Annotated in this window: 26 protein-coding genes; 23 read left to right on the top strand and 3 right to left on the bottom strand. The window is 37.5% G+C overall.

The annotated features are described in order from the left end of the window. The first annotated feature begins 96 nt into the window (after positions 1 to 96). The 19 genes from mutY (at position 97) to ACOZBY_RS19415 (ending at position 20,245) form a co-directional block, all read left to right on the top strand. Positions 97 to 1,140, top strand: coding sequence for an A/G-specific adenine glycosylase (gene mutY / locus ACOZBY_RS19325; protein WP_031416881.1), 1,044 nt, complete (start codon positions 97 to 99; stop codon positions 1,138 to 1,140). An 88-nt stretch (positions 1,141 to 1,228) separates the two neighbouring features. Next, positions 1,229 to 1,405 (top strand): gamma-type small acid-soluble spore protein, encoded by a 177-nt coding sequence (locus ACOZBY_RS19330; RefSeq protein ID WP_008173504.1) that lies wholly within the window; start codon positions 1,229 to 1,231, stop codon positions 1,403 to 1,405. Between the two features lie 280 nt (positions 1,406 to 1,685). Next, positions 1,686 to 2,234, top strand: a complete 549-nt coding sequence (gene ntdP, locus ACOZBY_RS19335; RefSeq protein ID WP_025115837.1) for a nucleoside tri-diphosphate phosphatase — start codon at positions 1,686 to 1,688, stop codon at positions 2,232 to 2,234. Between the two features lie 204 nt (positions 2,235 to 2,438). After that, positions 2,439 to 4,163 (top strand): ABC transporter ATP-binding protein, encoded by a 1,725-nt coding sequence (locus ACOZBY_RS19340; protein ID WP_012292106.1) that lies wholly within the window; start codon positions 2,439 to 2,441, stop codon positions 4,161 to 4,163. A 299-nt stretch (positions 4,164 to 4,462) separates the two neighbouring features. Further along, the gene (locus ACOZBY_RS19345) at positions 4,463 to 5,476 is read left to right on the top strand and encodes an ABC transporter ATP-binding protein (RefSeq protein ID WP_031416884.1); all 1,014 of its coding nucleotides are present in this window, start codon (positions 4,463 to 4,465) and stop codon (positions 5,474 to 5,476) included. Further along, complete coding sequence (locus tag ACOZBY_RS19350) at positions 5,451 to 6,431, top strand: ABC transporter ATP-binding protein (RefSeq protein ID WP_422762609.1); 981 nt, start codon at positions 5,451 to 5,453, stop codon at positions 6,429 to 6,431. The genes ACOZBY_RS19345 and ACOZBY_RS19350 overlap by 26 nt, the downstream gene beginning before the upstream one ends. Before the next feature lie 31 nt (positions 6,432 to 6,462). Beyond that, positions 6,463 to 8,079: an ABC transporter substrate-binding protein gene (locus ACOZBY_RS19355; RefSeq protein ID WP_012292109.1), complete on the top strand. Its 1,617-nt coding sequence runs from the start codon at positions 6,463 to 6,465 to the stop codon at positions 8,077 to 8,079. A 225-nt stretch (positions 8,080 to 8,304) separates the two neighbouring features. Beyond that, on the top strand, positions 8,305 to 9,309 hold the full coding sequence (locus ACOZBY_RS19360; protein WP_031416888.1) for an ABC transporter permease: 1,005 nt from the start codon (positions 8,305 to 8,307) through the stop codon (positions 9,307 to 9,309). Between the two features lie 12 nt (positions 9,310 to 9,321). Then, complete coding sequence (gene nikC, locus ACOZBY_RS19365; protein ID WP_012292111.1) at positions 9,322 to 10,218, top strand: nickel transporter permease; 897 nt, start codon at positions 9,322 to 9,324, stop codon at positions 10,216 to 10,218. 264 nt (positions 10,219 to 10,482) lie between these two features. After that, entirely contained in the window at positions 10,483 to 11,100 is a 618-nt protein-coding gene (locus ACOZBY_RS19370) for a TerD family protein (RefSeq protein WP_012292112.1), read from the top strand. 32 nt (positions 11,101 to 11,132) lie between these two features. Next, entirely contained in the window at positions 11,133 to 11,714 is a 582-nt protein-coding gene (locus tag ACOZBY_RS19375) for a TerD family protein (protein WP_012292113.1), read from the top strand. Between the two features lie 33 nt (positions 11,715 to 11,747). Continuing rightward, the gene (locus ACOZBY_RS19380; RefSeq protein ID WP_012292114.1) at positions 11,748 to 12,323 is read left to right on the top strand and encodes a TerD family protein; all 576 of its coding nucleotides are present in this window, start codon (positions 11,748 to 11,750) and stop codon (positions 12,321 to 12,323) included. 109 nt (positions 12,324 to 12,432) lie between these two features. Continuing rightward, complete coding sequence (locus ACOZBY_RS19385; RefSeq protein WP_012292115.1) at positions 12,433 to 12,618, top strand: hypothetical protein; 186 nt, start codon at positions 12,433 to 12,435, stop codon at positions 12,616 to 12,618. 122 nt (positions 12,619 to 12,740) lie between these two features. Further along, the gene (locus ACOZBY_RS19390) at positions 12,741 to 13,934 is read left to right on the top strand and encodes an HpcH/HpaI aldolase/citrate lyase family protein (RefSeq protein ID WP_036165379.1); all 1,194 of its coding nucleotides are present in this window, start codon (positions 12,741 to 12,743) and stop codon (positions 13,932 to 13,934) included. Continuing rightward, the gene (locus ACOZBY_RS19395) at positions 13,915 to 15,273 is read left to right on the top strand and encodes a phosphoribosyltransferase family protein (protein WP_031416891.1); all 1,359 of its coding nucleotides are present in this window, start codon (positions 13,915 to 13,917) and stop codon (positions 15,271 to 15,273) included. The genes ACOZBY_RS19390 and ACOZBY_RS19395 overlap by 20 nt, the downstream gene beginning before the upstream one ends. After that, entirely contained in the window at positions 15,273 to 16,373 is a 1,101-nt protein-coding gene (locus ACOZBY_RS19400) for a cysteine protease StiP family protein (protein WP_036160459.1), read from the top strand. The genes ACOZBY_RS19395 and ACOZBY_RS19400 overlap by 1 nt, the downstream gene beginning before the upstream one ends. Before the next feature lie 11 nt (positions 16,374 to 16,384). Continuing rightward, on the top strand, positions 16,385 to 17,197 hold the full coding sequence (locus ACOZBY_RS19405) for an HAD family hydrolase (protein WP_099806185.1): 813 nt from the start codon (positions 16,385 to 16,387) through the stop codon (positions 17,195 to 17,197). Positions 17,198 to 17,556: 359 nt separating this feature from the next. After that, a complete protein-coding gene (locus ACOZBY_RS19410; protein ID WP_332292274.1) occupies positions 17,557 to 19,188 on the top strand; it encodes a YceG family protein in 1,632 nt (543 codons plus the stop codon). A gap of 22 nt (positions 19,189 to 19,210) precedes the next feature. Next, entirely contained in the window at positions 19,211 to 20,245 is a 1,035-nt protein-coding gene (locus ACOZBY_RS19415) for a toxic anion resistance protein (RefSeq protein WP_031416897.1), read from the top strand. 91 nt (positions 20,246 to 20,336) lie between these two features. Here the strand turns inward: ACOZBY_RS19415 and ACOZBY_RS19420 are convergent, their stop codons facing one another. Together ACOZBY_RS19420 and ACOZBY_RS19425 are read right to left on the bottom strand one after the other, a co-directional pair. Beyond that, on the bottom strand, positions 20,337 to 21,425 hold the full coding sequence (locus ACOZBY_RS19420; protein WP_008173466.1) for an FUSC family protein: 1,089 nt from the start codon (positions 21,423 to 21,425) through the stop codon (positions 20,337 to 20,339). A 132-nt stretch (positions 21,426 to 21,557) separates the two neighbouring features. Next, positions 21,558 to 22,847 (bottom strand): glutamate-1-semialdehyde 2,1-aminomutase, encoded by a 1,290-nt coding sequence (locus tag ACOZBY_RS19425; protein WP_031416899.1) that lies wholly within the window; start codon positions 22,845 to 22,847, stop codon positions 21,558 to 21,560. Between the two features lie 129 nt (positions 22,848 to 22,976). Here ACOZBY_RS19425 and bcp point away from each other — a divergent pair, with 129 nt between their 5' ends. From bcp to perR, 3 genes are all read left to right on the top strand, one after another. Beyond that, positions 22,977 to 23,453 carry a thioredoxin-dependent thiol peroxidase gene (gene bcp / locus ACOZBY_RS19430; RefSeq protein WP_012292123.1) on the top strand — a complete coding sequence of 159 codons (477 nt, stop codon included), beginning with the start codon at positions 22,977 to 22,979 and terminating at the stop codon, positions 23,451 to 23,453. Next, positions 23,450 to 24,394 (top strand): D-2-hydroxyacid dehydrogenase, encoded by a 945-nt coding sequence (locus tag ACOZBY_RS19435; protein ID WP_031416901.1) that lies wholly within the window; start codon positions 23,450 to 23,452, stop codon positions 24,392 to 24,394. The genes bcp and ACOZBY_RS19435 overlap by 4 nt, the downstream gene beginning before the upstream one ends. A 118-nt stretch (positions 24,395 to 24,512) precedes the next feature. Then, on the top strand, positions 24,513 to 24,956 hold the full coding sequence (gene perR / locus ACOZBY_RS19440; RefSeq protein ID WP_031416903.1) for a peroxide-responsive transcriptional repressor PerR: 444 nt from the start codon (positions 24,513 to 24,515) through the stop codon (positions 24,954 to 24,956). Positions 24,957 to 24,977: 21 nt separating this feature from the next. Here perR and ACOZBY_RS19445 read toward each other — a convergent pair whose 3' ends face one another. Next, positions 24,978 to 25,331, bottom strand: coding sequence for a YgzB family protein (locus ACOZBY_RS19445; protein ID WP_008173457.1), 354 nt, complete (start codon positions 25,329 to 25,331; stop codon positions 24,978 to 24,980). A 146-nt stretch (positions 25,332 to 25,477) separates the two neighbouring features. On the opposite strand from ACOZBY_RS19445, the gene ACOZBY_RS19450 reads away from it, so the two are divergent. Next, on the top strand, positions 25,478 to 26,365 hold the full coding sequence (locus ACOZBY_RS19450) for a nucleotidyltransferase-like protein (protein WP_031416904.1): 888 nt from the start codon (positions 25,478 to 25,480) through the stop codon (positions 26,363 to 26,365). Positions 26,366 to 26,674: the final 309 nt, after the last annotated feature.

The raw sequence follows: 26,674 nt of genomic DNA on the forward strand, positions 1-26,674 counted from the left end.
ATGACGAATTTTGTCAGTTATGGACGAATGTTCATTCTTTATTAATTGTATACCCTTTTCAACATAAATTAAATCGTAAAAATATTGGAGGTCACTGTGAATTACCCATATGTAACAGAATTTCGACATTCTTTAGTCGAATGGTTTAACGCTGAGAAACGCGACTTACCGTGGAGACATACTACAGATCCATATAAAATTTGGGTTTCTGAAGTGATGCTACAGCAGACACGTGTCGACACAGTTATTCCTTATTACAATCGTTTTATGGAAAGTTTTCCAACATTAGATTTGCTTGCAGAAGCTCCACAAGATTATTTATTAAAGCATTGGGAAGGACTTGGCTATTATTCTCGAGTGCGCAATTTACAGGCAGGTGCACGTGAGGTTTTAGAAAATTATGGAGGCGTGGTCCCTGATAATCGCCATGAAATATCAAAATTAAAAGGTGTAGGACCTTATACCGCTGGTGCTATTTTAAGTATTGCCTATAACAAGCCCGAACATGCAGTAGATGGCAATGTTATGCGAGTATTAAGCAGAGTGCTTAATATAAATGAGGACATAGCCGTACCCAAAACTAAAAAGATTTTTGAAGCGGCAGTTGAGGAGCTTATTGATCCTACTAATGCATCTTCCTTTAACCAAGGCTTAATGGAGCTAGGGGCACTTATTTGTACGCCTACGTCACCGAAATGTTTATTGTGCCCTGTGCGAGAATATTGTACAGCGTTTAATGAGGGTGAACCGGAAAAACTGCCAGTTAAATCGAAAAAAATGAAGATGAAGCATTTGAGTTACAATATTTTAGTCTGTCAAGATGAACAAGGACGTTTTTTAATGGAGCAACGGCCCGAAGAAGGATTATTAGCTAAACTATGGCAATTCCCAATGATTGATACTACTAGTCAGATAACAGAGGAAAGCTTCTTAAAGGAATGTTCCATTAATGTACAAGCTAGGCATGAACTGCTTTCATTTAAGCACGTGTTTTCACATTTAACATGGCATATAAATAGCTATTATATGAAGTGTAAATCCTCTTCAACGGGCGATTGGTTCACTCAAGAACAAATAGAACAATTGCCGATGCCTGTTCCTATGTTAAAAATATGGGAAGAGGTAAAAAATAATAAATAGGAAAATAAATCCTGCTTAAAACAATTATTTAATGAGCATAAATTTCTTCACCTCGGTACACAATAATTAGCGTGGAGGTGAATGAATAATGAAAAAGCAAAACAACCAAAATTTCCAACCGAATAAAAACATGCAACGTCAAAGTGAAGAATTTGGTTATGAAACGGACGTAAATGAAGTGCAAAAGCAAAATGCGAAAGCAGAGCAAAAGAAAGCTCCAGCTTCAGGTCGTTTCTCTAAAACTAACCAAGATTTAGGTGAGTAACACTTTGTAATTGCATAATTGCATTTACCTCTAAGGGGCTGTCTAAAAATCCGAAAAGATGAAAAAGACAGCTCCTTTCTATATTCTTTTGGTAAACCAATAAATCCCAATATTGCAGGGCTTTTAATAAATTTCGCTTAAAGTTAACGAAATTTTATACAAATTCAAAATAGCGTAGTGAAATTTGTGGTTTTCTAACTACACCTTTCGCGTACACATTGCTATAATATACTAGAGACTGCTAGATAAAGGTAGCATAGACGAAAAGGTGGGCTTCAAAATGGCATTACCGGTAGAAGGAGAAACGATACAAATACATAGCTATAAGCACAATGGCCGCATCCACCGTGTTTGGCAAGAAACGATGGTTTTAAAAGGAACGAAAAATATTGTGATTGGTGCGAATGAACGGACACTTGTGACAGAATCCGATGGTCGTACATGGCTAACGAGAGAGCCTTCTATTTGCTATTTCCATGCGGAACACTGGTTTAACATCATCTGTATGCTACGTGAAGACGGTGTGTATTATTATTGCAATCTAAGCTCACCATTTGTGTTCGATAATAATGCCATTAAATATATCGACTATGATCTAGACATTAAAGTTTTTCCTGACATGTCTTATACGCTCTTAGATGAGGATGAATATGAGCTTCATCGTAAGGAAATGTCTTATCCTGATGTGATTGATAAAATTTTAAAGCGCAATGTCGATAAGCTAATAAGCTGGATTCAACAAAAAAGAGGACCTTTTGCACCCGATTTCATCGACGTCTGGACAAATCGTTATAAGTTCCAGCTAGATATGCAGTCAGATGATTGTTAGTGACACCTATTAGTTAACTAATAGGTGTTTTATATTGCCTCTTGTAGCCATTTCTAGGAAAGGCATATGCAAAATAGTTAGCGGTAAAGTCATCATAACTGTATTTTAGTCAAAATATTGCTATAATACATAGGGCATTCATCATTGGATGCCTGTTTCTTTTTGTAAGGATGTGATGAAAATTTGGGAAGCATCAAGCGGTATATGCGCTTTGTAAAACCTTATTCTTGGGAGATCGTTTTAACGATTGTTATCGGTATAGTTAAATTTGCTATTCCTTTATTTATTCCATTACTCATTAAAATTGTGTTGGATGATATTATTGCTGCGGACGACTTAACAGATGGAGAAAAAACAAAAGAGCTATTATATTGGCTGGGAGGAACGATTATTGTGTTCTTTATTATTCGTCCACCCATCGAATACTACCGTCAATATTTTGCACAACATGTTAGTAATAAGGTGCTGTTTGATATTCGGAAAGAAATCTACGCACATTTACAACGATTAAGCTTAAAATATTATGCCAATACACGTGCCGGTGATGTTATTTCAAGGGTCATCAACGATGTTGAGCAAACGAAGAACTTTGTAATGACGGGTTTAATGAATGTGTGGCTAGACCTTGCAACCATTGTCATTGCAGTCATTATTATGCTAACAATGGATATTAAGCTAACATTAGTGGCCTTATTAGCGTTCCCATTTTATGCATTGAGTGTGAAGTACTTTTTTGGAAAACTGAGAGATTTGACACGTAAACGTTCACAAGCACTTGCAGGTGTGCAAAGCTATTTACATGAACGAGTAGCTGGTATGAGTATTGTTAAAAGCTTTACATTAGAAAAACATGAACAAACACTATTTGATCAAGCAAATGGTGAATTTTTAGAGAAGGCCCTTGATCAAACAAAGTGGAATGCTAAATCCTTTGCTGTGGTAAATACCATTACAGATGTAGCGCCTTTACTTGTTATTGCTTATGCAGGTTATCAAGTCATAAATGGTACATTATCTGTTGGAACAATGGTTGCCTTTATCGCGTATATTGAACGATTGTATGGCCCACTTCGCCGCCTTGTTAGTTCTTCAACAACGTTGACACAATCCATTGCATCAATGGATCGAATGTTTGATTTAATGGATGAACCGTATGAAGTGAAAAATAAAGTGGGTGCGCGAGAATTACCAGCCGCGACAGGAGAAGTTCGTTTTGATAATGTTTCTTTCCAATATGAAAAAGATGGGGTATCTATTTTAAAAAATATTAATTTTACTATTAATCCTGGTGAGACTGTCGCCTTCGTCGGCATGAGTGGTGGTGGTAAATCCACAATTATTAGCTTAATACCTCGGTTTTATGATGCAACGGATGGTTTCGTAACAATTGATGGACAGGATGTAAGAGATGTCACATTGCACTCACTACGTTCTCAAATTGGAATTGTCCTACAAGATAATATACTCTTCAGTGACTCTGTTAAAGAAAATATTTTAATGGGAAAACCTGATGCGACAGATGAGCAAGTGATTGAGGCTGCCAAAGCAGCAAATGCTCATGATTTTATTATGACTCTGCCAAATGGATATGACACTAAAGTAGGTGAACGTGGAGTAAAACTATCAGGTGGGCAAAAACAACGAGTTGCCATTGCTCGAGTATTTTTAAAAAATCCTCCGATTTTAATCCTTGACGAAGCAACTTCAGCGCTGGATTTAGAGAGTGAAGCATTGATTCAGGAGTCATTAGAGGAGCTGGCTCATGAACGAACAACCATAATTATTGCTCATCGTCTTTCGACTATCACACATGCTGACAAGATTTTTGTTATAGACCATGGTCAATTAATCGAAAGCGGTACTCATGAGCAATTAATGATGGAACAAGGGACATATTATGATTTATTCCAAGTGCAACATTTGGAGTAATAATGAAATTACACGAAAATCAACAAATGTGAAATTTTTAAAAAAAGTCTTTCATTTATTTTTAAATGGAAGGCTATTTTTTTTTGATAAATGTAAAAAATTATCTCTTTATAAGATTTAATTATTATTAAAGACGATTATTGTAGAAATTCTATGTAATTTGCAGAATATTAATGATTGAAAGAGTGATGTTTTTTAGTTAGAATTATCTGAAAATAGGGAATTTAACAAAAGTTATAGTATTCTGTTAATATAATTTATACAATTAAGTAAAATATAGGTAGGGTGGGACGTTGCGCATGAGGAAAAAGCTACTAGAAATAAAAGGTTTAAAAACAACCTTTTTCACAGATAATGGACAAATTCCTGCTGTAGATGATATCGATTTTTCTGTCCAAGAAGGAGAAATATTAGGGATTGTCGGTGAATCGGGAAGTGGTAAAAGTGTTACGTCACTGTCCATCATGGGATTAATTCCATCACCCCCTGGCAAAATAACCGGTGGTGAAATATTGCTAGATGGTAAAAATCTAGTGAATTATACAGAAAAACAAATGCAGAAAATACGTGGAAAAGACATAGCTATGATTTTTCAGGAGCCTATGACTTCACTAAATCCCTTGTTTACAATTGGTGATCAATTAAAGGAGGCCATTTTAATACATAATCCAAAATGGTCGAAAAAGAAAGCGTTTGCCAGAGCAGTTGAAATTGTGAAACTTGTAGGTTTACCACGTGCTGAAGAATTACTAAAGGATTACCCGCATCAGCTATCGGGAGGGATGCGTCAACGGGTCATGATTGCAATGGCACTTGTCTGTGATCCACAGGTTTTAATTGCGGACGAACCGACAACTGCTTTAGACGTTACGATTCAAGCTCAAATTTTACAACTTATGAAAGATTTAAATAAACGATTGAATACAGCAGTACTATTAATTACACATGATTTAGGCGTTGTAGCAGAAACCTGTGAGCGTGTGATTGTCATGTATGCTGGACAAGTTGTAGAGGAGGCACCGATTCAAGAAATATTCGCTAATCCGAAGCATCCTTATACACAAGGTCTTATTCAATCAGTGCCTGATATGCGATTTAAAAAGGAGAATTTATATTCAATCCCTGGAAGTGTACCAAAACCAGGGAGTATTCAAGTAGGGTGTCGTTTTGCGGCACGCTGTGAATACGCAATGGAACGTTGTTTACAGGAAACACCACCTTTATTTGAGGCAGCAGAGCAGCATAAATCGAGATGTTTTTTACTAGAGAAGCAGGAGGTGGAGCAACGTGTCGAAAGTGTTATTAAAGGTTGATAGCTTAAAGAAATATTTCCCCATACGCAAAGGGGTTCTAAATACACAAACCGGGGATGTAAAAGCAGTGGATGATGTTTCATTTGAGGTTTTTGAAGGTGAAACATTGGGGATTGTTGGTGAGTCGGGCTGTGGTAAATCAACAACAGGTCGTTTACTCATGCGATTACTAGAGCCTACTGAAGGAAACATTGAATTCGCAGGTAAAATGATTTCTGAATTATCCAATAATGAAATGAGGAAGGCACGTAGAGATATTCAAATGATTTTTCAGGACCCGTATGCCTCTCTAAATCCAAGACATAACATTGGCAAAATTTTAGAAGAGCCTCTTATCGTTCACGGAATAGGTAGTGCCAAGGAGCGGAAGCAAAAGGTATTGGAGCTGCTTGAGATTGTTGGATTGAATGAATATCATGTCAAACGTTACCCACATCAGTTTAGTGGTGGTCAAAGGCAACGAATCGGTATCGCACGTGCTTTAATGACCAATCCTCGTTTGATCATTGCGGATGAACCAGTATCGGCATTGGATGTGTCTATACAGGCACAAGTGTTAAATCTATTGCAAAAGCTGCAAAAGGATTTAAAGCTAACCTATATATTTATTTCTCATGATTTAGGGGTTGTGCGCCATATTAGCAATCGTGTTGGCGTCATGTATTTAGGCAAATTAGTAGAGTTGACTGCGAGTGAAGGCTTATATGCTGAACCGCTTCATCCATATACACAGGCACTCTTATCTTCGGTCCCAGTGCCAGATCCAACGTTTGAACGTGAACAAATCATTATTACTGGGGATATTCCGAGTGCATCCAATCCGCCAAGTGGCTGTACATTCCATACGAGATGTCCTTTTAAAATGGAACAATGCTCACAGGTAGTACCTAGCATGCAAGAAGTGAAAACAGGTCATTATGTTGCGTGTCATCTATATGAGGCACTTCAACATTAAATGATATAAAAACCACATAGGGGGAAATTGAATGAAGAAAAAGAAGCTTTGGACTTTAGGTGTAATGCTGCTCCTTATTCTCTCGACGATCTTAGCAGCTTGTGGCGGCTCTGATACAAAGGATACGGGTAGTAAAGATACTTCAACTGGTGGCGATACAGCTAGCAGTGGAGAACCGAAAATTTTAGTGTATGGTCGTGGAGGAGATTCTGTAGCACTAGACCCTGCTGTTGTAACAGACGGTGAATCCTTTACGGTTACAGCTAATATTTATGAAACATTGGTGAATTTTGGTGAACAAGATGTAACGATTCAGCCAGGTTTAGCAAAATCATGGGAGGCATCAGAGGATGGTTTAACGTATACTTTCCAGCTACAAGAAGGTGTGAAATTCCATGATGGCACAGATTTCAATGCTGAGGCAGTTGTTAAGAATATTGAACGTTGGAAATCAGGTGCTGATAAACACCCTTATTTTAGTTCGCAATTTCTCGTTGGTGACAAACAAGTAATTGAGTCAGTAAATGCAGAGGGTGACTATACAGTTGTCTTTAAGCTAAGCCAACCACAAGCACCGTTCCTGAAAAACTTAGCAATGTCTCCATTTGCGATTGCTTCACCCACTGCATTTGAAGCAGATGAAGAGGGATTGTCAGCAAATCCTGTAGGTACTGGCCCTTTCAAATTTGTCAGCTGGGTACGTAATGATTCAATAACAATTGAGAAAAATCCTGATTACTATATTGATGGCTATCCTAAATTAGATAAAGTAATTTATCGTTCTATTCCAGAGAACTCTGCACGCTTAAATGATTTATTAGCAGGCAATATTGATGTAGCTGATGGCATTAGTCCATCCGATAAAGGAACAATTGAGGGGGATGCTAATTTACAATTAATTGAGCGTCCATCTATGAACGTTGGCTATCTAGGGTTAACAGTGACACGCCCTCCATTTGATAATGTAAAAGTGCGTCAGGCAGTTAACTATGCAATTGATAAGCAAGCATTAGTGGATGCATTTTATGAAGGGCTAGCAGAGCCAGCGAAAAACCCAATGCCACCAGTAATTTCTGGCTATAATGATGAAGTTGCAGGCTATACGTATGATCCGGAAAAGGCGAAAGCATTACTTGCTGAAGCAGGTTACGATGGCAAGGAAATTGAGCTTTGGGCAATGCCAGTACCACGTCCATACATGCCTGACGGTCAAAAAGTGGCAGAAGCGATTCAAAAGAACCTAGAGGATGTAGGCATTAAATCTAAAATTGTGTCATTTGAATGGGCTACTTATCTAGAGAAAGCACAAAATGGTGAGGCGGATGCATTCTTACTTGGCTGGACAGGTGATAATGGGGATGCGGATAACTTCTTATATACTTTATTAGATGGAGATAATATAGGCTCGAACAACTATACATTCTATGATAATCAAGAATTACACAAGTTGTTAACAGCCGCTCAAACTGAAGTCGATGAGGACAAGCGTAATGAGCTTTATAAGCAAGCTCAAGTCATTATTTCTGAGGATGCACCATGGGTTCCGCTTGCTCACTCTACTCCAATTTTAGCTGCTAACAAGAAAGTTACAAATTATATTGCGCATCCTACTGGCTCTGACCGTTTAGGTGCGGTAGATATTCAATAGTCATTTTATGAGTTGAATAAAAGAATTAGAGAATCTGCTTGCTTTTCTGCGGGTAAGCCGTGGAATTCTAGCAGATTCTTTTCTAGTATAAGAAAACCATATCATTTTCTCCTGTATGAAAGATCACTCATCTAAACATTCAAAACCGTTTGGTGAAGGCTCAACCTTTCAACAGTATATAAAGACTTCAAAGTAGATTATGAAAATCATAGAGAGGTGATGAACATGCTTCACTATATGGGGAGACGTTTATTTCAACTAATCCCAGTTTTGCTTGGAATGACTTTTATTGTCTTTATGTTAATACGAGCAATACCTGGTAATCCCGCTCAAGTTATTTTGGGACAACAGGCGACAAAAGAGGCAGTCGAGGCATTAAACGCAAGTTTAGGATTAGACAAACCCTGGTATACACAATATTTTAGTTATTTGGCAGGCATTTTTCAGGGAGATTTAGGGGTTTCCTTACGTACAAAATTACCTGTATCAGATGAAATTTTTCCATACTTAGCTGCAACAGCTGAACTCGCCTTTTTTGCGATGATTATTGCGATAGTTATCGGTGTGAATGCTGGTATTATTTCTGCTTGGTTTCAAAATTCTTGGTTTGATTATACAGCGATGATTGTTGCATTAATCGGTGTTTCTGTACCGGTGTTCTGGCTTGGGTTGATGGAGCAATGGACATTTAGTAGTAAGCTTGGTTGGTTGCCTACCTCTGGCCGAGAAGATGTCCGAAATCCTATAACCGCCATAACCCATTTTTATTTATTGGATACGCTCATTCAAGGTCGCTTCGATCAATTCGTCGAAGTCTTAAAGCGACTCATATTACCAGGTGTCGCACTGGCAACTATTCCGATGGCTATCATTGCAAGAATTACAAGATCTTCTATGCTAGAGGTTATGCGCTCAGATTATGTTCGCACTGCAAGAGCAAAAGGCCAAAAAATGTTTATTGTGGTTTATAAGCATGCTTTAAAGAATGCCGTTATTCCTGTGTTAACAGTAATTGGTTTACAAACAGGATTACTGCTTGGTGGGGCCATTTTAACAGAGACTATTTTTAGTTGGCCAGGAATTGGTCGCTATATTTATGATGCGATTGGCTTCAGGGATTATCCTGTGATTCAATCAGGAATTTTAATCGTTGCATTTATTTTCATCATGATTAACTTAATCGTGGATTTACTGTATACAGTTGTCGATCCGCGTATTAAATACAAGTAGAAGGGAGTTGCAATGATGACTGGAGCAATCGATATAAAAAAAGAAGCAGCACCAGTGCGAGAAAGGGCAGTAGGTCCATGGCTCGAAGGCTGGCGTAGCTTTAAAAAGAGCAAAGTTTCACTCGTAGGAGCAGGAATCGTTATATTCTTCGTTTTACTGGCTGTCATTGGTCCTTTCATTGCACCACAGGGCATCAATGAACAAGATTTAACGAAGCGTTTACTGGCACCATCCGCTGATCATTGGTTTGGAACGGATGATTTTGGACGGGATATCTTTTCGAGAATCATACATGGTGCAAGGATTTCACTATGGGTAGGCTTTTTTTCCGTTATTTTATCCGTTATAATTGGTAGTTTACTTGGCATTATCGCAGGCTATTATGGGAAATGGATTGATACGATTATTTCACGTATTTTTGATATTATGCTAGCTTTCCCTAGTATGCTGCTGGCGATTGCGGTCGTATCAGTGCTAGGTCCATCTTTACAAAATGCATTAATTGCCATTGCTATTATTAACATACCGAACTTTGGGCGCTTAATCCGCTCTAAAGTATTAAGTGTTAAAGAAGAAGAATATATTGTAGCGGCAAAGGCTATTGGCATGCGTGATTCACGAATTCTGTTTTCTCACATTTTGCCAAATTCTATCACTCCGATTATTGTACAGGGGACGCTTGCTATTGCAACTGCCATTATTGAAGCGGCGGCATTAGGTTTCCTTGGTCTAGGCGCGCAAGCACCAGCACCTGAATGGGGAAAAATGCTTGCGGATGCTAGGAAGTTTTTATTAAACGCACCATGGACAATGATTTTTCCAGGATTAGCGATTATGTTAACGGTTCTTGGCTTTAACTTAATGGGTGATGGTTTACGTGATGCACTAGATCCGAAAATGAAAAATTAGTAATTAGATTCATGAGCCTTCTACAAGTTAGAAGGTTTTTTTCGGCTCTTTCGAAAAGGAACTCTTTTACAGGTGAAGCGTCCTTTATAGAAATATTCCTATAACAATAAATAAAAAAAGAGAACCTTTCGGAGCCATTTATTGAATTTTTTGTCACGTTATTTTAGACTGAAAGTATGGTTAATAAAGGCCATCTTACTGGGTAGATGATGACTTTACATATAATCTTTTAATTAGAATACATATTTTAGGAGGGTGATCAAATTGGCAATTAATTTACAAAAAGGACAACGTGTTGATTTAACAAAAGGGAACGCAGGATTAAACAAGATTAAAGTAGGTTTAGGATGGGACCCTGTCGGCCAAGAAAAAAGTGGTGGCTTCCTTGGCGGTTTATTTTCTAGTAGAAATAGTGGCAGTGGTAGAAGCGTTGACTGTGACGCCTCTGTATTAATGCTGCAAGACGATAAAGTTTTAGCTGGGGACGATGTCATTTACTTTGGCAAATTAACAAGTAACTGTGGCTCTGTTCGACATTCAGGTGATAACTTAACGGGAGATGGCGATGGGGATGATGAAGTAATCACAATTGAGCTATCGTCTGTTCCGACACAATTTAATAAGCTAGTGTTTGTCGTAAACATCTATGATGCGGCAGGCAGAAACCAACACTTTGGTATGATTCGAAATGCATATATCCGTGTGTATGATGACAGGACAGGAAGCGAACTAATTCGCTATAATTTAAGTGATGATTATTCGAATTTAACGACGTTAATCTGTGGTGAAATTTACCGCCATCAAACTGAATGGAAATTCGCAGCAGTTGGTTCAGGAACGAACGATCTCAAACTTGGCGACGTTGTTCGAAGATATCAATAAAATAAAACGACTATTTAGGAGGAAGAAAAAGCATGGGTATTTCACTACAAAAAGGTCAAAAGGTAGATTTAACGAAAACAAATCCGGGATTAACAAATGTAATTGTTGGTTTAGGTTGGGATACAAATAAATATGATGGTGGAAATGATTTTGATTTAGATTCCTCTGTATTTTTACTTGCCGATACAGGAAAAGTAGCAGATCAAAATGACTTTATTTTCTACAACAATACAACAGGCGGTAACGGATCAGTTGAACATTCAGGTGACAATTTAACAGGTATTGGTGAAGGTGACGATGAAGTGGTGAAAGTTGCATTAGCTCAAGTTCCTGCCCATGTTCAACGACTTGCATTCACTGTAACTATTCATGATGCAGAGTCACGCAATCAAAACTTCGGTATGGTATCGAATGCATACATTCGCATTGTAAATGCTGCATCCAACCAAGAACTAATTCGCTATGATTTAGGTGAGGACTTCAGTATTGAAACAGCTATTGTAGTTGGTGAATTATATCGTCATAACGGAGAATGGAAATTTAACGCAGTAGGTGCTGGCTATCAAGGTGGCTTAGCTGCTTTATGTAATGACTACGGCTTGAACGTAAACTAAATTTTCATCTTTGGACGGAAAGGGAGATTTTGAATGGCTATCCAATTAAGTAAAGGGCAAAGAATTGATTTAACGAAGCAAGACCCTGGTTTAAACAACATCGGCATTGGCTTAGGCTGGGATGTCAAACAGTTTGATGGTGGGCAAGATTTTGACCTTGATGCATCTGTATTTTTACTAGATGCATCGGGCAAGTGTCGTAATGAACAAGATTTTATCTTTTACAATAATTTAGCGAGTCCAGACCAATCAGTTGTTCATGCGGGTGATAACCGCACAGGGGAAGGGGATGGGGATGATGAAAAAATCCTTGTCAACTTAAAGCAAGTATCTCCTCAAATTGACAAGATTGTTGTAACGGTCACTATCTATGATGCAGAGGGACGTCATCAAAACTTTGGACAAGTCCTAAATGCTTATGTTCGTTTGACAAATGAAGAGTCAGGAGCAGAGGTATTGCGTTATGATTTAGGCGAGGATTTCAGTATTGAAACAGCCGTAGTATTTTGTGAGCTGTACCGTCATAATGGCGAGTGGAAGTTTGCCGCAATAGGCTCAGGCTATCAAGGTGGCTTAGCAGCATTAATCAACGCATATGGCCTACAATAACTAGGTATATGACGAGGTTTTTGTGTGGATGTAATTAATGAGATATTAAGTACATATGCACAGTTTTTAAAGTATAGGTTCTATTAGTAGGCGGGATGTAGGAATACTCATGATGCATACGATTGCTCTTGTATTCCTATGCTTAATTGAACGAGTGTCAGAGCTTGAAACGAGTGCTTATATACTAATTCCGACTATTGTATGGAATATGTTTGCGCATATTTTTGGATTCCATCTATTACATGAAGCATTTTTCATTATTCTAATTGCTGCGTTCTTATTGAGTTCTTATTGACATTTGTTGTACACAGGATGAATTAGAAAACAGCAGTGTAACATGGCACTGTATTGGTCTGTATAAACGGGCTGATACAGTGCTTTTTTTACAAAAGGCATAATTATAGGGGAGTGGATTAGATGCAACACTTTGCAACAGAAGCAGAGACAATTTTTTTTAAGAAGCCGCAGCCTTTTACGAAATGGGCAACGCCAGATATTTTATCCTATGCATTAGGGGCTACTTTGTATATGCCCGCTTCCATGCCTAATATTGTAGGTTTGATTCAATCACAAAAATATAAAGAACTCACGTCACTTGTCATTGATTTAGAGGATGCAGTGGGGGATTCAGAATTAGGTGATTGTGAGGCAAAATTGCTTGAAGACATTAGCGAATTATACAAACTCTATCACCAAAAACAATTGCTACTCCAAGATATTCCCTTACTTTTTATTCGTGTGCGCCATGTTGAACAATTTAATTATTTAACTTCTAGATTAAAAGAGAAGCAGGAAGTTTTAACTGGGTATGTCTTTCCGAAATTTACAGCAACACAAGGGGCACAATATTTTGAGCTTCTTGAGAAAACAATTCTAGAGAATAATCTTACCTTATACGGGATGCCAATTTTAGAAAGTAGGGAGGTACTCTATAAAGAATCTCGTATGGAGGCATTATTAGCCATTAAATCGGTTTTACAGCAGTACCAATCAAGGGTGTTGAATATACGAATTGGCGCTACTGATTTTTGTGGAATTTATGGAATTCGCCGCCGTATGGACTCGACCATATATGACATTAGCTTAATAAGGGATTGTATAGCGGATATAGTGAATGTTTTAGGGCGTGAGGAAGATGGCTTTGTGATATCTGGGCCAGTATGGGAGTATTTTAGTAATCAGCGTGTGTTAAAACCAGCCTTACGCATGACGCCATTTAGTGAGAAGGGTGCGCTTGAAACGAGGAAAGCGTTATTAGACGATTGCTTAGATGGACTAATAAAGGAAGTTTTAATGGACAAACAAAATGGAATTGTGGGTAAAACGGTGATTCATCCAAGTCATATCCGTGTTGTGCATGCACTATACGCTATTTCATATGAGGAGTATTTAGATGCACTTAGTATTGTGGAACATAATGATGGTAGTAAAGGTGTGATGAAAAGTCATTATGCTAATAAAATGAATGAAATCAAACCACATATGCGGTGGGCACAACGTATTTTAAAACAGGCACATGTCTATGGCGTTTATCATGAAACTGTGGATTTCGCCTCCCTATTATTAAATTCAGAACTAGGTGGTCATATGTATGCAACAACAAATGAGTAAACTTACTATTTTACCAAACTATTCAATTGACATTGAAATCACCCATAACCCACACGATTTTGCGCTAACAGATTTATTTCAAATGGCTGCTCGTATTAATAAGAAGCGACAATTTTTATTTATAAGCACTGTGCTTGGCAAGCATTTGGCTGTTCGACCGCAAATCCCTTTACTAACAGGAGCTCTTTTAGCTATGATGTACGACCAGCAAGGTAATAATCAAAAAGTCAATACGATTACGCCTGTTGTTCAAGCTTTAAAAGAAGGCATAAATTTAGAGGAGCTACAAAATTCTGTGAAAGGAAGCGTAGAGTTAGCACATAAGACATTGTTTATTGGATTTGCGGAGACGGCCACTGCACTTGGGCATGCCGTATTTAATGCATTTCAATCAAATGCTATGTATATCCATACTACTCGTGAAGTTATTCCTCATATTGAACCATTTGTCACATTCGAGGAAGAACATTCCCATGCGACAAGCCATAGAATTTATACAGAGGAACCTAATGTTTTACAGCAAGCTAAGCGTATCGTATTAATAGATGATGAAATTACGACTGGGAATACGGTCATCAACATAATTGAAACATTAAAAAAGAAGTTTCCTGATGTTAAACAGTACGTCGTCCTATCTATTTTAGATTGGCGATCAGAGCAGCAGCGAATAGTCTTTCAGCAATTAGAAGAGCAATGGGAAATTTCTATTAAATTTATCTCCATAATGTGTGGGACATTCAATTGTACAGGAGTACCTAGTTTAACAAGTGTACAGCCGAAGGTAACGACTATTGCTACTAGGGATATCACTCTACTGCCCATTAAAGACTCCATTGATCGTCTTTTCTATTATTCTGTTGCAGAGAATGGCAAAATAAACAATCAGCCGTACCTAAAAGCAACAGGAAGATTTATGCTAACATCAAAACAGCATTTTGAACAAATGAACATGTTACAAGCCATCGCCAAGCAATTAAAGGAACTACGAACGGATGGACCAGCTTTGGTGATTGGAACAGGTGAGTTTATGTATGTACCTATGCAAATTGCATCCTATTTAGGGGAAGGTGTTTATTTCCAATCATCAACTCGCAGTCCTATTTATTGTACAGACGATGTAGATTATACAATTACAGAAAAAATTGTATTTGAGAGTCCCGAAAATAACGGGGTTGAAAATTATTTATATAATGTCCAGAGCCAACTATATACGGAACTTTTTCTAATAATAGAACGTATATCCAATAAAGAGGTAGTAGATCGAATGGTGGCAGCTCTTCAGTCGGTTAGTGGGGCGAAGGTATATGTGATTTGTATGCATGAGTTGGAGGGAGTATGATGACATCGACTTTACAGCCAGATAACATGGGTAGCTATGCACGAGAGGACGTAATTTTTTTATTGCGTGATATTGGAAATGTATTTCTAGAGATGGGTAATGAAAAACGGGAACAGCTTATTCAAGCAGGTACGCATTACTCTGAAATGTTACCAATGGAATATCAACCATCTAAAACATATATGAAGCTATTTTATAAAACCTTGGATGCTTTCGCGGATAGAATTGCTATCGCTGTTGGGGTAGTAGCAGAACGTATCGTCAAAAGTAGAGGGTTAGAAAATTTAATACTTGTAAGTTTAGCCAGAGCAGGTACGCCAATCGGTATTTTAATTAAACGTTACATATCAATGAACTATAAGGTGGATGTACCACATTATTCTATTTCTATTTTGCGTGGTCGTGGATTTGATGAGGCGGCGATACGTTACATTCTTTCAGAACATCCTCAAGGCTGTCTTCAATTTATTGATGGTTGGACGGGAAAAGGCGCTATAACCAAAGAATTGATTCAATCTTGTCAAACGTTTAATGAACAATATCAAACGCAGTTAAAAGCGGATCTAGCTGTATTAGCAGATCCAGGGCATTGTGCTACGATTTTTGGAACTCGCGAAGATTTTTTAATTCCTTCTGCTTGTTTAAATTCAACTGTCTCTGGCTTGGTAAGCAGAACCGTTTTAAATTTGCAGTTTATGGATAAGGACGACTTCCATGGAGCAAAATACTATAAAGAATTAGAAGATATGGATGTCTCGAACTTGTACATAAATCGTATAGTCGCATGCTTCAAGCAAGTACGGAATGAAATTACCAGTCAACTTCAGGATGAAGCTACCTCTCTTATTACGTGGGCAGGTATGAAATCGGTCCAAAATATTCAATTGGATTTTGACATGGAAAACATTAACCTTATTAAACCAGGTGTTGGAGAAACGACCCGAGTTTTATTGCGACGAATACCTTGGAAAATCTTAATTAATCCACAGTATAAGGATGAGCTAGAGCATATTTTATTATTAGCTCATGAAAAAAATGTAGTATTAGAAGAATATTCGCATATGTCCTACGCATGTTGCGGCTTAATAAAAGAATTATAGAGGAGCTCAAAATGATATTATTCACATCAGATTTAGATAGAACACTGATTTATTCTAAACGCATGATGGAGATGTTTCCGCCTATTTCAGATAAAGTGGTCGTTGAACATAAGGCTAATGAAAAGATGAGCATGATGACAAAAGAAACAGCTATTTTATTGCAACAGGTTCATCAGCAAACACTATTTGTCCCTGTTACAACTAGAGCGTTGCATCAATATAAAAGAATCCATTTTATAAATGACCTGAACCCTTCTTTTGCAATTACGAGCAATGGGGGTACAATATTAGAAAAGGGTCAGCCATGCGACAAATGGACCAAAACATTAGGTAGACGTATTGAAGATTCTTCAATTCCACGTGAGGATATGTTACAACTATTTCACACCATCAAATCTGATACATGGCTACAACGTTCTTTCTATATAGATGACCTTTTTTATGTCCATCATGTAAATCTGGATGTTTTACAACAGGATGATTTACGCGCCATGACTCAAGAATTCGATACCCATGGTTGGTACGTTTTTCTGCAAGGGAAAAAACTATATTTCATGCCAAAGGTTTTGACCAAGGAAGCTGCCATACAATATATGATGGAGTTTTGTACATACGATGTGCATATAGCAGCAGGCGATTCTATGATGGATTATGGCATGTTGAAGATGGCTGATGTGGCTTTTACACCAAACCATGGTGATTTAAAGGATAAACAGCCAGAAACACTACTTAATACAACATACTCGCCGTATGAGGGTGAAGCATTTACCAAGCATTTGCTTCAGGCTGTTTTACAGCATACTACACAACAAACAGTAGTATAGTTTTTTCGCTACCGCTAAATCATCAGTATCTTCACAGATGCAAATGTGATGTAATAATTTTTCATCAAGTACTTCCTCGTTAGCATACAACCAAGTTGTTGTGCCGAAGGTGGATTGAACATGAGGTTTTTCGAAGTAATGGCGGCAATCATCTTAGGTTTTTACAGGAGTTTTACTTATGTGATAGTGGAATAAAACTTCTTATTTTACTTGATTGCCTTTTTGGGATGTTAGTTTTGATTTTATTTACGTTTAACGTTTTCAAAAATTACTAGAGAATATGAAGAAAATAATATTGATTAAATTTATATATCCGTTGAATTAAGCTTAAGGATGATTTTTTTAGGGGGTGCGTTTGTATGCAAACAATCACAATAAAAACAATAGTCGAGCGTAATCAAGATGATTGGCTACAGGCGTTTCAAGATTCACCAAAGAATCGTGCATTTTATGAGGAAACACCACAACAAATATGTTTTAGCCGTATGGCTCTACGCGTTTTAGGCGTACCAATCGAGGAAGATGAATATTTTAATTCATTATATACCTTATCTCAAAACCAAAATATTCATATTTTAAGTGAAGAATTAAATAAGCACATTGAACAAAAAGACTTTCAAGCCATACAAAATATTTTATCGCAGCATCAGCAAACACCTAAAGGACTTACCATTAATCGTTTAGTGGCGATGATGTATGGGTATCAACTGATTCCAAAACATGATGACAGCATTATGAATCGACATTTACAGCTAACGACTATTAAGGTTATAGAATTATTTCAACATCAACAATCGCTAGGTTTACTTTCCAATGAATTTCGTCGTTTCTTAATTGATCTGGTGAAGTGGTTAAAAAACCATTGGATTCAATGGGCTAAAGCTTTGAAGCCAACCGATGATTTCCCTAAAGTTGTTTGGTATGGAGAAGCCACTGTTAGTCAGCGATATTTTTTGTTACTCCTAATGGAACTTGGCTGTGATGTATTAATATTTCATCCAGCAAAAGTAGATGAATTTGCTGAGGTGGATCCTAATGATGATTTTTCCATCAGCTATTCATATACAAGCCAAACATCATTACAGCCATTTCCTGACAAGCTCCGTGATCGTCAGGCAACTGTAGGCTATCGTTCTAGTCAGCATTTTGAACAATTAATGCATGACCAGCAATCAGGAGTCTATAGACCGTGGCAATTCAAAGATTTTATGCCACGCTCACTAACTTTGCGTATGACCTATGATGATATTTTTATTTATGCGAAGGAAAAGGCATTAGTACGACCCCAATTTGATGTCAATGGAAATGAAGTAGTGATTCCTGTCATCTTTGCAAAAATCAGCGGAGTCTCAAGCCAGCGTGAGGAATACTGGCATTTCATGCATCAGTTATTAATAAACCCACAAACTATCTTCGTGCAGGAATTTCCTTTTACAAAAACAAGCAAGGCCAACTTTCATTTTCACTATAAACATTGCTTAGTAAATGGTGAACTTTCAGCAGAACGTATTATACAAAGTGATTGGTGGCAGTATGGTGAATTATCATTGGAGCTGCAACAAGCCATTGCGCATACGATCAAAACATCTTGTGAGCAACCAATGTTAAAACAGCAACCAAATGAGACTTTATATGATTTACAGTTATTTGTATTTAAGCAGCTGACAATGATTCCTCAAGAAATACTGCGATTATTGCAAAGCTTCGACTATTCACAAGAGATACCGAAGATTATTATGTATCAAGCGCCGCAGCAACCTGCATTATCGCGCGAAGATATTGCCTTATTAGCATTTTTAAATCGTTTCGGTATGGATATCATTTTTTATAATCCGACTGGACAATTAGATTTAGAAAAGCATCTGCTGGAGGACACATATGATGTGCATCGTTTAGAGCATATGTTATTTGATTTGCCTTATGAAGAACCATCGCAGCAAAAAGCGGCACCGGATAAAATTATTAAAAAGCTCTTTAATCGCTTTTTCTGATGATAGGAAGGAGGCGGCGACCATGTCAAACATCCCAATGACGCTTGAGCAACTGACACTAGAAACAGCAGATGCCGTCAAACAACAATTACGAGAACATGAAGAGGTTCAACAAATTGCTCATCAGATTGATATAAAAAATCAGCTAGAGCTAATAGAGTTGGGAAAAGAACCAGCTACCAAATTATCAAAATTTGCAGATCAAGTTCTAGCTATAGTGACCCAATCAGCTACTTTTGAATCCAATGAATTATTTAAACAGCTTGAATCCTTAATGCTGACATTCGATAAAAAAGATTTTGCTGAACAAAAGGGTTTCTTTAAGAAGCTATTTACACGTAAATCAAAAAATGAAGAGGATGTATATGCGAAATACAATGTGCTCGGTAGAGATATAGAAAAAATTCATTACCAATTTGTGCTTATGGAAGAGGAATTAGCGAAGGATAATCGATTACTCGCTCGGTTATACAAAGAAGATTTGATGTTTTACCTTGATATAGAAAAATATATCGTAGCTACTGATATGAAATTACATGAGGTGCAAACAACATTAATCCCATTATATGAGGAACAGGGTGAGGCAGGTAATCAGGTAGCCAAAATGGAGCTTAATCGTTTACAGACAATTGCTGAAATGCTTCAACAAAAAATAGATGAGTTGGAGAAATCACGAATGGTTGCCATCTTAACAGCTCCACAAATTGAGATGCTACGTCATGGGAATAATGAGCTGATTGAACAGATTCATGGCGCATTTGTTAAAACCATTCCTGTTTTTAAAATGGGGCTGATGAATGCTGTGAATGAAAGACGTCAACAATTACAAAATCAATCAGCATCTGCCTTTGAAAATCGAGTGAAGCAATTTGGGGAAGCTAGCAATGAAGCGGTTCACCTAAGCACAGCTCTTGCTCAGCAGACGGATAAAACACAGACGCTAGAAGAAATGTGGGATACAATTGTTACAGGTATTGCTAATTACCAGCATTTGCGGAGTGAGCAGACAAGTAAACGTAAGCTAGCAGAGCAACAGCTGCTTGCGTTACGTCCTTAATTTTACCTTTAAGTAGAATTCTACTTGGAGGTTTTTTTTGTAGTAAAAAGCGACAGATCCGCTGTATGTGAATCTGTCGCTTACGTGGTTGCTAGATGAATTCTTCTTCAAATTCTACATTAATTTCATGGCCATGGTAGCTTTGGTATGAAACAATCAGTGTATCTAGATGCTCTAAATTTTCCTCATAATCTAGAATCCTCGATAAAATATAGAGTAAGTGATAGCTAGAAAATTCCGTATCGCCTTCCTCGCGAGCAAAGTTTACTTGCTTAATGAAAATTTCCATTAGTTCATTGCGTTGAACATAGTCGATGCTTTTACTCCACTCAGAATGTTCAGGCTTTAATTTCCCAGTATATTTTAAGAGCAATTGTTCGTGATACGTTAATAAGGAATCAAGCCGTTCCTGAATCATTAAGTGAAATTGCGTAGGTAGCTTAGCTAATTCGTTTTCGTGGTTATGCAATCGTTGTAGCAATTCTAAACTTTTTTTGGAAGTTAAGATCATTTGACGATAGACGACCAATTTACGTGCTTTTACATACTTTTTATTTTTGAAATAATTACGCTCCTCTTTATATAAATCATACAGCGTATCGACTCGTAACATACGGCTTTTAAATTTACTTAATGCGCCCTTTGTAGATGTATGCTCAGAAGCCTGCCGTACTGCAAGTCGCGTCCATCGAATAATATCATCCTGCAAAATATAAATTTTGCGGAATAGTTTAATCTCATATTTGGGTGGTAAGAAAACAAGATTAACGACAAATGCTGCTAACACCCCGACTAATATAGTAACAAAGCGTATTAAACCAAACGTTAAAAAGTCTTCTCCTTGGAATTCCATAATGGCCACGACTGATACCAACGCCAACGAAAGAGATTTTTCTAGTTTAAATTTCAACATTAAACCAATAGCTATTATGACAGCTATGCCAATGGCAACCACATGATGGCCAAAAAGTAAGCCGAAAAAGACGGCAATGGTTGCACCTATAATATTTGCTTGAACTTGCTCTACAATGGTTTGATAAGAGCGATAAATAGAAGGCTGTATCGCAAAAATAGCTGCAATTCCAGCAAAAACAGGTGAAGGTAGTTTTAACAGCTCTGCAATAAACAGGGCAAATACGATAGCGACACCAGTTTTAAATACACGGGCACCTAATTTCATAAAGATGTCCTTTCTGTCTCATATTTTTTAGCTTCTTTACATTATAGAAGGAAGTGCACATAAAATACATAGATTTGTATGCAAGAATAAGAAAAAGGCGACTTATGATAGAAAGTCGCCTTTGCATACCCATTATGATAATTGAGAAAATGCGTAATTCACAGCTTTAATTGTTTCAAGAATATCTGCTTCAGTATGCTCTGTAGTTAAGAACCATGCTTCATATTTAGAAGGAGCTAGATTAACCCCTTGCTCAAGCATTAGTTTAAAGAAGCGACCAAAAATTTCACCGTTAGAGTTTTCGGCTTGCTCATAGTTTTCTACTTTCACATCTGTAAAGTAAATTGTCAGCGCCCCTTTAAGACGATTTAATGTGATGGTTACTCCATGCTCTTTAGCAGCAGCTAAAATCCCTTCTTCTAAAATCCCGCCTAGTCGATCCATTTCATCGTAAATGCCTGGTGTTTGTAGCACTTCTAAGCACGCAATACCTGCTTGCATAGATGCTGGATTTCCGGCCATCGTTCCGGCTTGGTAAGCTGGACCTAGTGGTGCGACTGTATCCATAATTTCTTTACGACCACCATATGCACCAATTGGTAAACCGCCACCAATAACTTTACCAAGTGCTGTTAGATCAGGTGTTAGGCCAAGTAAGTTTTGGGCACCACCGTAGTGGAAGCGGAAAGCCGTGATAACTTCATCGTAAATTGTTAAGGCTCCTTTTTCTTTGGCCGTAGCGTGTACTAATTCAAGGAAGCCAGGATTCGGTTCAACAATACCAAAGTTTCCTACGATAGGTTCAATTAAAATAGCTGCAATTTCATCGCCCCATGTATTCATTGCTTCTGTAAAAGCTTCAGGGTTATTGAAAGGTACCGTAATAACTTCTTCAGCTGTAGAAGTCGTTACACCTGCTGAGTCTGGTGTTCCTAATGTAGCAGGACCTGAACCAGCAGCTACTAAAACTAAATCGAAATGACCATGGTAGCATCCGGCAAATTTCATTATTTTTGTACGTCCTGTATAGGCACGTGCAACACGAATAGTTGTCATAACAGCTTCTGTACCAGAGTTGTTAAAGCGTACTTTATCCATAGACGGAATGGCTTCTTTTAGCATTTTTGCAAAAGTAACCTCATATTCAGTCGGCGTTCCAAACAATGTGCCATTTTCAGCAGCATGTGTAATAGCCTTAGCAATGTGAGGGTGCCCATGACCTGTAACGATAGGACCGTATGCTGCAAGATAATCTATATAACGATTGCCATCTACATCCCAAAAATATGCGCCTTTTCCTCGAACCATTGCCACAGGAGAACCACCGCCTACTGCTTTATATGAACGAGAAGGGCTATTTACACCACCAACGATATGTTGTAACGCCTCTGCGTGTACTGCTTCAGATTTTGCGTGATTCATAGTATTGCCTCCTAACTTTTTATACGTAATCTATTGTAGACCTATCAGTGTCAGAAATCCAAAGAAAATAAGGAATATGACTTGATTTGTTACTTGGAGTAAAATGAATATACAGAGGAGGAGATTATTATGACTTTGCAAGAAGGACAGAAGGTACCCGATTTTTCTCTTATGAATGAAAAGGGAGAGACGGTACAGCTAACTGATTTTAAAGGACAGAATGTAATTTTATACTTTTACCCAAAAGATATGACACCAGGTTGCACAACTGAAGCATGTGATTTTCGAGATAGGTTTGAGGACTTTAGTCATTTAAACGCTGTTGTTCTAGGCGTTAGTCCAGATGATGCAAACAAACATACAAAATTTATTGATAAGCATGGCTTGCCTTTTTCTTTATTAGTAGATGAAGATCATGCTGTAGCGGAGGCGTATGGTGTATGGGTCTTAAAGAAAATGTATGGACGTGAATTTATGGGGATTGAGCGTTCCACATTTTTAATTGATTCGGAGGGTAAGTTAATGAAAGCTTGGCGTAAAGTACGTGTGAAAAATCATATTGAAGAAGTTTATGCCTATTTAGCAGAACAGGAGGCGACAACATGAGAATCTATTTTACTTTTGAACCAAGACCAGATTTACGGGAACCATTATTAGCAGAATTCCCACAAGTCGATTTTATATTTGAAAGTGGAATAACAAATGAAGAGCTTCAAAAAGCGGATGTTTTAGTTACATATGGTGAGGATTTAACAACAGAGAGCATCCAACAGGCGACGAAGTTAAAATGGATTTTTGTTGCATCAGCAGGCATTGAAAAAATGCCTGCTCAAGCTATTATGGAGCGTGGTATTTTAGTTTCTAATGTACGAGGTATCCATAAAACACCTATGGCAGAATCAATGCTAGCCCATATTTTAGCCATTAAACGTGCTTTACCTTGGATGTATGAGCAACAAAAGAAAGGTGAATGGTCAAAAAAAGCCAAACAAACTGAATTACGAGATAGTACAGCGCTTATTTTAGGTCCAGGCGCTATTGGCTCGGAAGTGGGGCGCTTATTACAAGCCTTTGGTGTGACGACTATTGGCTGCAATCGCTCTGGAAATGAAGCGTCAAACATGGATAAGATGATTAGCTTTGAGCAATTAATAGAAGTTTTGCCGAGTGCTGATATTGTCATTTCTGTGTTGCCAAAAACACAAGAAACAACGCATTTATTAAATGAAGAACATTTTATAGCTATGAAGAGCAGTGCAATTTTCATGAATTTTGGCCGAGGGAATTTAGTTGATGAAAAGGTACTCATTCAGGCGCTCGAAGATGGAGAAATAGGATATGCCGTTTTGGATGTATTTGAAGAAGAACCTCTGTCATCAGACAATCCACTATGGGCATTGCCAAATGTCATCGTATCACCACATGTCTCAAGCCATTCATCTCGTTATGTGGAACGAAGCTTAGAAATTTTTAAGCCCAGCTTAACAAAATGGCTAAGAGGTGACAGAGATTTAGAAAATGTCATGGAGCTATCGAGAGGATATTAAGAAAAAAACGATGAAATTAGAGGATTAGTATGTGTGATTGTTGACGAAGTAGCGCTAATTGGATACACTATTTATAACAATTATAAATTAATAATACTTATGGAAGAGGTGCATGACGATGTCTACAACGCATTTACAGGATGCACTGGACACGTTAAAAACAACTGGTGTACGTATTACTCCTCAGCGTCATGCTATTTTGGAATATCTAATTCAATCTATGGCACATCCTACTGCCGATGAAATTTATAAAGCACTTGAAGGGAAATTTCCTAATATGAGTGTAGCGACTGTTTATAATAACCTGCGAGTATTTCGTGAGGTAGGTCTTGTGAAAGAGCTTACTTATGGAGATGCTTCAAGCCGCTTTGATTTCGTGACAAATGATCATTACCATATGATTTGTGAATGCTGTGGCAAGATCGTCGATTTCCATTATCCTGGGCTCGATGAAATAGAGCATTTTGCATCACAGGTAACTGACTTTGATGTGCATTCGCATCGTTTAGAGATATACGGCACATGTCCATCATGTAAAGGTGTTACTGCTAAAGTACAATAAAAATCCTAGCTCGTTAACGGGCTAGGATTTTTTCGTTTTATGATTATAGGATTGGTCGAACTCTTTACCTTCAAGAGTAGGATCAAGCGTTAATGGCTCATTGCAATACATGCACATATCGACTCTGCCTAAAACTTTTGTATGTTTATGGCAATTAGGACACTCAACTTGAATGGCTCGTGTTGATAATAAACCTATCCAGGCATAGACAACTGTACTACCAATAATACATAAAACACCTAATGTCATGAAAATTAAAACTAATATTGGGCTATTTTTAAAGAATATACCTCCGTACATTACAATAAAACCAATAAAGATTAGTGCTAAAGCGAATGAACGAATTTTATTAATTTTACTTTTATAAGGTTTCATTTATCTTGCCTCCCAATCTAAAATCTACTATAACATATAAGGGCAAAGTATTTTAGCTTTGAGGTAAATCAAAGAAGGAATACTTTTAGAGTATGTCGAATTTTTAACGGAACAAGGGAAGCTATATGAATAAAGGGGGGCTGAACATGGAGCAAGTATTGCGTCCTATATACCAAGAACGTGCGAGTCAGTCAAATACATTAGGCGTTATTTTAGTGGAAAAACGTGAGGAGCAAAGTAACGTTACAGATACATTTGATACTGTTTTATTAATTATTGTAAAAGAAGCAGAGCAGCCAGTCTTTTCAAAACATTACTTATATGAAGGAAATAAAGTCGCTCTACATACGGTTACGGAGAAACTAATACGAAAATGGCTTCTAATCGGATCTAATAAGAAGGTAGTCGATTGGATTTTCTTTGGCAGAGTACTATTTGATCGGAATGAATTCCTGCATAAACTAAAAATAGAATTACAGGAATTTCCGTATAGTGGCCGTAAGATTAAGACAGGCATTCAATTTTCCAAGTTAATACGTCGTTATTTGGAGGGGAAGGAATACTTTGATAAGGGCAGTTATTTGGATGCATATAATCATGTAGTTGATTCCTTACACCATTTGGGGCGTTTATCAATCATTGATAGTGGTCTATACCCTGAAGTAACTGTATGGGGGCAAGTGAAAAAAATTGAACCAGCGATTTATAAGCTGTACGAAGAACTGGTGACGAGTAATGAGCCAATTGAAAAACGCTTAGAACTTTTATTCTTAGCAAGTGAGTTTTTAATACATTCTCGAACACGAGATGGAGCACAACATATATTAGAAGTGATGCAAACAAAAGAAACATGGTCGATTCAAGAGCTACATGACCATCATGAACTCATGAATTACTCTGTTGATTTAGAAGTATTTGTCGAATACTTAGTGGATAAGGGGTATATTCATATAGAGCCAGTTACTGCGAAAAACGAGATGATCTTTCACCGTCATTACAAGGTCGATAAAGAAGCTCTAGAAATTGGTCAATGACTGTAGTATGCTTGTAATCGAGGTATCTAAAAAATACCTCGATATTTTTTTAAAAAAGTAGTTGACGAATAATATAATGATATTGTATTATATTAATTGTCGCTAAGACATAACAAGTAACTCGATGAAAAACATAAAAAACTTTTTCAAAAATAGTTGACATGTTTTGAGTGAGATGTTAATATAAAGAAGTCGCTGAAAAAACGACTTAAATAATGAACCTTGAAAACTGAACAAGCAAAACGTAATCAATAAAGTTTTAAGTAGCTAGCCTAGCTAGTGAACGAAACAAAATTTTGGACATCAAAA

Origin of the sequence: Lysinibacillus sp. NPDC056220, from assembly GCF_049315265.1 — a bacterium.
Taxonomy (GTDB): Bacteria; Bacillota; Bacilli; order Bacillales_A; family Planococcaceae; genus Lysinibacillus; species Lysinibacillus pinottii.

Coding starts and splice junctions, on each gene's coding strand:
- ACOZBY_RS19375 (WP_012292113.1), top strand. CDS start 11,133: ATGGGTATTTCACTACAAAAAGGTCAAAAGGTAGATTTAACGAAAACA.
- perR (WP_031416903.1), top strand. CDS start 24,513: ATGTCTACAACGCATTTACAGGATGCACTGGACACGTTAAAAACAACT.
- ntdP (WP_025115837.1), top strand. CDS start 1,686: ATGGCATTACCGGTAGAAGGAGAAACGATACAAATACATAGCTATAAG.
- ACOZBY_RS19425 (WP_031416899.1), bottom strand. CDS start 22,847: ATGAATCACGCAAAATCTGAAGCAGTACACGCAGAGGCGTTACAACAT.
- ACOZBY_RS19395 (WP_031416891.1), top strand. CDS start 13,915: ATGCAACAACAAATGAGTAAACTTACTATTTTACCAAACTATTCAATT.
- ACOZBY_RS19400 (WP_036160459.1), top strand. CDS start 15,273: ATGACATCGACTTTACAGCCAGATAACATGGGTAGCTATGCACGAGAG.
- bcp (WP_012292123.1), top strand. CDS start 22,977: ATGACTTTGCAAGAAGGACAGAAGGTACCCGATTTTTCTCTTATGAAT.
- ACOZBY_RS19445 (WP_008173457.1), bottom strand. CDS start 25,331: ATGAAACCTTATAAAAGTAAAATTAATAAAATTCGTTCATTCGCTTTA.
- ACOZBY_RS19450 (WP_031416904.1), top strand. CDS start 25,478: ATGGAGCAAGTATTGCGTCCTATATACCAAGAACGTGCGAGTCAGTCA.
- ACOZBY_RS19345 (WP_031416884.1), top strand. CDS start 4,463: ATGAGGAAAAAGCTACTAGAAATAAAAGGTTTAAAAACAACCTTTTTC.
- ACOZBY_RS19410 (WP_332292274.1), top strand. CDS start 17,557: ATGCAAACAATCACAATAAAAACAATAGTCGAGCGTAATCAAGATGAT.
- ACOZBY_RS19385 (WP_012292115.1), top strand. CDS start 12,433: ATGATGCATACGATTGCTCTTGTATTCCTATGCTTAATTGAACGAGTG.
- ACOZBY_RS19390 (WP_036165379.1), top strand. CDS start 12,741: ATGCAACACTTTGCAACAGAAGCAGAGACAATTTTTTTTAAGAAGCCG.
- ACOZBY_RS19330 (WP_008173504.1), top strand. CDS start 1,229: ATGAAAAAGCAAAACAACCAAAATTTCCAACCGAATAAAAACATGCAA.
- ACOZBY_RS19420 (WP_008173466.1), bottom strand. CDS start 21,425: ATGAAATTAGGTGCCCGTGTATTTAAAACTGGTGTCGCTATCGTATTT.
- ACOZBY_RS19380 (WP_012292114.1), top strand. CDS start 11,748: ATGGCTATCCAATTAAGTAAAGGGCAAAGAATTGATTTAACGAAGCAA.
- ACOZBY_RS19360 (WP_031416888.1), top strand. CDS start 8,305: ATGCTTCACTATATGGGGAGACGTTTATTTCAACTAATCCCAGTTTTG.
- ACOZBY_RS19340 (WP_012292106.1), top strand. CDS start 2,439: ATGCGCTTTGTAAAACCTTATTCTTGGGAGATCGTTTTAACGATTGTT.
- nikC (WP_012292111.1), top strand. CDS start 9,322: ATGATGACTGGAGCAATCGATATAAAAAAAGAAGCAGCACCAGTGCGA.
- ACOZBY_RS19355 (WP_012292109.1), top strand. CDS start 6,463: ATGAAGAAAAAGAAGCTTTGGACTTTAGGTGTAATGCTGCTCCTTATT.
- ACOZBY_RS19405 (WP_099806185.1), top strand. CDS start 16,385: ATGATATTATTCACATCAGATTTAGATAGAACACTGATTTATTCTAAA.
- ACOZBY_RS19415 (WP_031416897.1), top strand. CDS start 19,211: ATGTCAAACATCCCAATGACGCTTGAGCAACTGACACTAGAAACAGCA.
- ACOZBY_RS19435 (WP_031416901.1), top strand. CDS start 23,450: ATGAGAATCTATTTTACTTTTGAACCAAGACCAGATTTACGGGAACCA.